This is a genomic window from Mariprofundus micogutta, from assembly GCF_001895085.1.
Taxonomy (GTDB): Bacteria; Pseudomonadota; Zetaproteobacteria; order Mariprofundales; family Mariprofundaceae; genus Mariprofundus; species Mariprofundus micogutta.
In genome coordinates this window covers 1-5975 of sequence record NZ_BDFD01000036.1, presented here as the reverse complement: position 1 = coordinate 5975, position 5975 = coordinate 1, and the positions used below count along the sequence as shown (strand labels likewise).

The window sequence follows — 5975 nt, the reverse complement described above, 5'->3', positions numbered from 1 at the left end:
TCGGTCAACCTCATGCAGCGAAGGAATATCGCCGAATTGCTGGGAGGAAGCTCACCGCCTCCAAAGCGAAAACCGACCGTGAATCCTCGCCAGATGGCACTGCTCAATGCTTAACCGGACAGCAGTGGCCATCTATATATAAATGACCAAACAAACAGGGAGAGGGGTTTGCCGATATATATTGTTGATGACAATTCTGATCTGTCTGAATTCCTGAGCTGTTTGCTCACCGATATTGGATATACAACGCATAGCTTTTCACATCCATCAGATGCAATTGCGCACATGCAGAAGACGCGCCAAAAACCCTCGATCCTCATCACTGACTATAATCTTCCGGCCATGAATGGTTTCGAACTGCACTTAAAAGCACTATCACTCTTCGAAAACATCAAAACTATTGTGATATCTGGCCGGAATGTGTCCGAAAAAATCGGCAAACTTCACTTTCTGCAAAAACCATTTTCACCCGATGAGATTGCGCAACTGATTCAGAGCATCAAAACAAACGACGAATAACGGCTCAATGGCCCGGAATAACTAGCAGATTAATCGACAGTAAAACCCTGAACACCACGTCGCATACCCAGAGGTCCGGTGCGCGTTGTTTCAATGATGCCGAATGGTTCGAGTTCAATGAGGACATTATCCAGCACCTCAACCTTGCCGGTAAACTCGAAAATCATATGGCTGTCGATATGATCATCAATCACCTCGGCATCATATTTTTCTACCAACTCCAGCAGTGCTTCACAGTTATCGCCACCTGCCTTCACCTTAACCATCAGCAGTCCGCGTTCAAGATGTACCGTATGTGATATATCTTCCACCTTGATGACCGGCACCAGCTTGTTCAGCTGTTTCTTGATCTGCTCAATCACATGCTCATCACCACGCGTCACCAGCGTCATACGACTGACTGTTCTATCCTGTAAGGGTGCCACGTTTAAGGTTTCGATGTTGTAGCCGCGTGCAGAAAACAGGCCTGCCACACGAGTCAGAACGCCAAATTCATTCTCTACCAATACTGAAATTGTATGTCTCATGATAACACCATCTCATTTAATGCGGCACCAGCCGGAACCATCGGGAACACATTTTCATCTTTCGAAACTGCAATATCGACCAACACAAAGCGATCATTGACGCTCAGCGCCCGATCAAGCGCCGCATCCAGCTCATCAAGCCTGTCTACACGAATACCAACACCGCCATAAGATTCCGCCAGTTTGACGAAATCGGGGAGAGAATCGAAATAGGAGTTCGAATAGCGGGACTCGTAAAACATCTCCTGCCACTGGCGCACCATACCCATATAACCATTGTTCAGAATAATCACCACTACCGGCAGATTATACTGGAAAGCCATGGAGAACTCCTGGCTACACATCTGTATCGATGAATCACCGGTAAACACCACAACCTTTTCATCCGGTTTGGCAACCTGTGCACCCAGGCCTGCCGGCAGACCATAACCCATGGTTCCCAATCCGCCGGAAGTCAGCCAGCGGTGAGGACGATTAAAACCATAATGTTGAGCAGCCCACATCTGATGCTGCCCCACATCGGTGGCCACGATCGCATTACCTTTCGTTTTATCATGCACCCGACGAATAACTGTCTGTGGCTTGATTGCACCATCTTCTGGCTGCTCAAAAGCCAGAGAATCCTTTGCACGCCACTCATCAATCTGCTCCCACCAGAGGCCCAGAGCCTCAGCGTCAGGCGCCCCATTCTTACGCGCGACCTCTTCGAGTAACTGTTTTAGCACAATGCCAACATCGCCCACGATAGGCAGGTGGGCATGAATATTCTTGGAAATCGAGGAGGGGTCCACATCAATATGAATGACCCTGGCATCCGGTGCAAAAGCATCGAGGCGACCGGTTACACGGTCATCAAAACGGGAACCGATAGCAACGAGAAGATCGCAATGTGAAACCGCCATATTTGCTTCATAGGTGCCGTGCATGCCGAGCATGCCCAGGAAATTCGGATCATCATGCGGTATACCGCCCAGCCCCATCAGGGTATTGGTGACCGGTGCATTCAATGCGTGCGAAAGCTCGCGCAGCAGCGATGCACTGCCTACTGAACTCATAATACCGCCACCGGTATAAAGAACAGGACGTTTAGCCGCCAGCATGGAACGAACAGCCTTCTTAATCTGGCCCGGATGCCCCTGAGTGACCGGCTGATAGGAACGCATATTCACTTCTTCAGGCCATTCGAATTCGCATACATCAATGCTGATGTCCTTGGGAATATCAACCAGTACAGGACCCGGGCGTCCGGTTGTTGCGATGTGAAATGCCTGACGAATAATCAGCGCCAGATCCTCAACACGCTTCACCAGAAAATTGTGTTTGGTGGCCGAGCGCGTGATACCAACGATATCTGCTTCCTGAAATGCATCGTTACCAATCAGACTGGATGGCACCTGTCCTGAAAAACATACGGTTGGAATGGAATCGGCCAGGGAGTCGGCAAGTCCGGTCACTGCATTGGTTGCACCCGGCCCTGAAGTTACCAGTGCCACACCACACTTGCCGGATACACGCGCATAGCCATTGGCGGCATGCAGTGCAGCCTGCTCATGTCGAACCAGATAGTGTTTGAAGTGGCTCTGCTTGAAAATTGCATCATAAATCTGAAGCACAGCGCCGCCCGGATAACCAAAGATGGTATCCACACCCTCACGTTTGAGACATTCAACAAAGATTTCGGCGCCGGTAAGTTTCATGGTGGTTTGTACTCTCTATAAGCAGAAAAATGAGCCGGAAAGCTGCACCCCTGCCCCTATCGGGTCAAGGAAAGGGCTTGAAAAACATCATAAAAACAAAGGGATTAGAGGTAGCCGGAGGATACAAGATAGTCACATACCCCCTCAGTCGACCATCAATTCAGTCCGCGGCCTGCTCCTCGTGTTGTACCCGTTTTTCTGCAATCATGATCATTCAAACATGCAGTTCTCTCATGAAACCAGATATTTACTCATCAGCAAGGCATCTTCAGAGATGCCTGCAGCATCAGGTGCGTAATATTTTTTTCTTAGGCCCACCTCTTCAAAACCCAGGCGGGCATACAATGCACGGGCAGCACGATTGGAAACCCGTACTTCCAGAGTGACCTGTTGCACAGGGCCAGAGCACTGCAATAAATATTCACTCATGGCCGCAGCAAGTCCCTGCCGACGCCAGGAGTCCGCCACAGCGATCTGCATAATCTGCACTTCATCAAACACACGCAAACTAAGCAGGTAACCAATCAGTATCCCATCCTGCTCACAAACAATCAGGTCATATCCGGATTCCAGTGCAGAATAGAGCGCCTCAAAAGACCAGCCATGCTCAAATGCCTGTTGATTCAGGCGATATACAGGCTGCAGGTCATCTTCAGATCCCGCGCGAATACAGACTGACTCAGGCCGCTTCAGGCAGATCCACCTGTTCTTTCCAACCGCAACCCTCAGTTGCGCAGACGTGCTCAGTACCATTGCGCTTGGTTATCTTCTCGGTCACAAAGGGAGCACTGCATTCAGGGCATGGCTTATCAATCGGCTTGTTCCACAGTGCATTCTTACATTTCGGATAGGTTGAGCAGGAGTAGAAGATTTTACCACGGCGGGATTTCTTCTCCAGAAAAGTGCCTTTATTGCACACAGGACACTTGATGCCGGTATCCGCCGGTTTTTCCAGAGGCTGCAAATTTTTGCATTTCGGATAAGCCGAACAGCCGAGAAATTTTCCGTATCTCCCGCTCTTGATCAACATCGGCTCACCGCATTTTTCACACTTCTCATCGGAAACTTCCGGCGCAGGCTGCTCTTCAGCACCATTGAGAGGCTGAGCCACTTTACACTCCGGATAACCGGTACAGGCCAGAAATTTACCATAGCGACCCAGCTTAATAGCCATCGGTTTGCCACACTCCGGACAGATCTCATCAGTCTCTTCATGCGTGACGTCGGAGCGCTTCACATTTTGCATGGTATCATCAATACGCGCTTTAAACGGCGTCCAGAAATCACGGAGAATAGGCTTCCACTCACATTCGCCACGCGCCACGGCATCCAGCTTATCTTCCACTTCTGCGGTGAAGCCGGGTTCAACAATATCGGTGAAATATTTGGTCAGGAAACCGCTGACGATATCGCCGGTATCAGTAGGTACAAAACGTTTCTTTTCCATCTCAACATATTTGCGCTCACGCAGTACATTCAGAATCGAAGCATAGGTGGACGGACGACCAATACCATTGGCCTCCAGCTCTTTCACCAGCGTGGCTTCAGAAAAACGGGGTTTCGGCTCGGTGAAGTGCTGTTTGGCATCAGCATCTTTGACCAGCACCACATCACCAACCGCAAGCGGCGGCAACATGCGCTCTTTATCATTCTTGCCCGGTTCATCCGTGCCTTCAATATAGAGTTTGCGGAATCCGGCAAAGGCCAGTGTCGACCCGGTCGCCCTGATTGTCAGGTCATGATCAGCGGAATCGATATCAGCGCGCACCTGATCCAGCACTGCTGCTGCCATCTGGGATGCCAGTGCCCGTTTCCAGATCAGCTTGTACAGCTTCAAAGCATCCGCATCGAGAACAGATTTCATCGCATCAGGTGTACGCAGGATCGAAGTCGGACGAATCGCCTCATGCGCTTCCTGTGCATTCTTGCTCTTGGTCTTGAAGCGACGCGGGCTATCCGGCATGAATGTGCTGCCGTACTGATCATCAATGAAATCACGCATTTCACTGATCGCATCATCGGACAATGATACCGAATCGGTACGCATATAGGTGATCAAACCAACCGGTTCGCCGTCCACCTCAATACCTTCATACAGTTTCTGGGCCACCTGCATGGTTTTTCTCGCCGTAAAACCGAGCTTGCGCGATGCATCCATCTGCAGTGTTGTGGTGATAAAAGGTGGAGATGGTTGCTGACGACTCTGCTTCTTCTGTACATCAACGACTGTAAACTGAGCTGACGCAACTTTTCGCGCCATCAGCTTGGCATTCACGCCATCAGTAATCGCAAACTTGGTTAGTTTTTTGCCTGCCTCGGCATACAGCTGCGCAGGGAATCCTGCATCGCCAACGGCGCACTCGGTATCAATGGTCCAGAATTCTTTCGGTTTGAATTCGCGAATATGCTGCTCTCGTTCACAGATCAAACGCAGCGCCACCGACTGCACACGACCGGCAGACAGACCACTGCGGACTTTTCGCCATAACAACGGTGAAAGCGTGAAACCCACCAGATAATCCAGTGCACTGCGTGCCTGCTGAGCATCCACCATCCGCATATCCACTTCAGAAGGATTCTCTACGGCTTCGGCAATGGCTTTCTTAGTGATTTCATTAAAGGTAATGCGTTGAACTTGCTTCTTTTTCAGCAAACCACGCGAGCGCATGACTTCAGCGACATGCCATGCAATAGCTTCACCCTCGCGATCCAAATCGCTTGCGAGAATGAGCATGTCAGCTTTCTTCAGCGCATTCGCAATAGCATCAAGGCGTTTCTTTTTATCTTCAATGATCTGATATTTGATTGCAAAGTCATTTTCCGGATCAACCGAGCCATCTTTTTTAGGAAATGCGCGCACATGCCCGTACGAGGCCAGCACTTTGTAGCCTTTGCCCAGATATTTTTCGATCGTTTTCGCTTTGGCGGGAGATTCCACCACCACAACTGCACTCATGTCTCAGACAACTCCACGCTCAACAGATACCGGCTACCAGGCAGGCGTTCAATAACCCCCTGCAGCTCAAGGGCGAGCAAGATGGGGGAAAGCTCGGGCAGGGTCAACCCACAAATTTCACACAAACTATCCAGATGCATGCTTTCAGTTGTTATTCAGCGTTCAAAATTGACCCCCTAGAGGGGTAAATCAGCGTCCAAATTTGACCCCCCTGTAGTATCCCCAGCTAATGATTTAGTTGGAGGAAAAAACAGGAGTGATCACAGTGGAAACGAA

6 protein-coding genes are annotated in these 5975 nt (G+C 49.9%); 1 reads left to right on the top strand and 5 read right to left on the bottom strand.

The annotated features are described in order from the left end of the window. The first annotated feature begins 168 nt into the window (after window positions 1-168). Complete coding sequence (locus MMIC_RS12145; RefSeq protein ID WP_072660742.1) at window positions 169-519, top strand: response regulator; 351 nt, start codon at window positions 169-171, stop codon at window positions 517-519. Window positions 520-548: 29 nt separating this feature from the next. On the opposite strand, the gene ilvN is transcribed toward MMIC_RS12145, so the two are convergent. From ilvN to MMIC_RS12645, 5 genes are all read right to left on the bottom strand, one after another. Further along, window positions 549-1046, bottom strand: coding sequence for an acetolactate synthase small subunit (gene ilvN, locus MMIC_RS12140; protein ID WP_072660741.1), 498 nt, complete (start codon window positions 1044-1046; stop codon window positions 549-551). Further along, window positions 1043-2743: a biosynthetic-type acetolactate synthase large subunit gene (gene ilvB, locus MMIC_RS12135; RefSeq protein WP_072660740.1), complete on the bottom strand. Its 1701-nt coding sequence runs from the start codon at window positions 2741-2743 to the stop codon at window positions 1043-1045. The genes ilvN and ilvB overlap by 4 nt, the downstream gene beginning before the upstream one ends. A 231-nt stretch (window positions 2744-2974) precedes the next feature. After that, entirely contained in the window at window positions 2975-3496 is a 522-nt protein-coding gene (gene rimI, locus MMIC_RS12130; protein WP_083530595.1) for a ribosomal protein S18-alanine N-acetyltransferase, read from the bottom strand. Next, the gene (gene topA, locus MMIC_RS12125; protein WP_072660739.1) at window positions 3423-5699 is read right to left on the bottom strand and encodes a type I DNA topoisomerase; all 2277 of its coding nucleotides are present in this window, start codon (window positions 5697-5699) and stop codon (window positions 3423-3425) included. The genes rimI and topA overlap by 74 nt, the downstream gene beginning before the upstream one ends. After that, window positions 5696-5839: a DprA-like winged helix domain-containing protein gene (locus MMIC_RS12645; protein WP_227819511.1), complete on the bottom strand. Its 144-nt coding sequence runs from the start codon at window positions 5837-5839 to the stop codon at window positions 5696-5698. The genes topA and MMIC_RS12645 overlap by 4 nt, the downstream gene beginning before the upstream one ends. Window positions 5840-5975 lie beyond the last annotated feature (136 nt).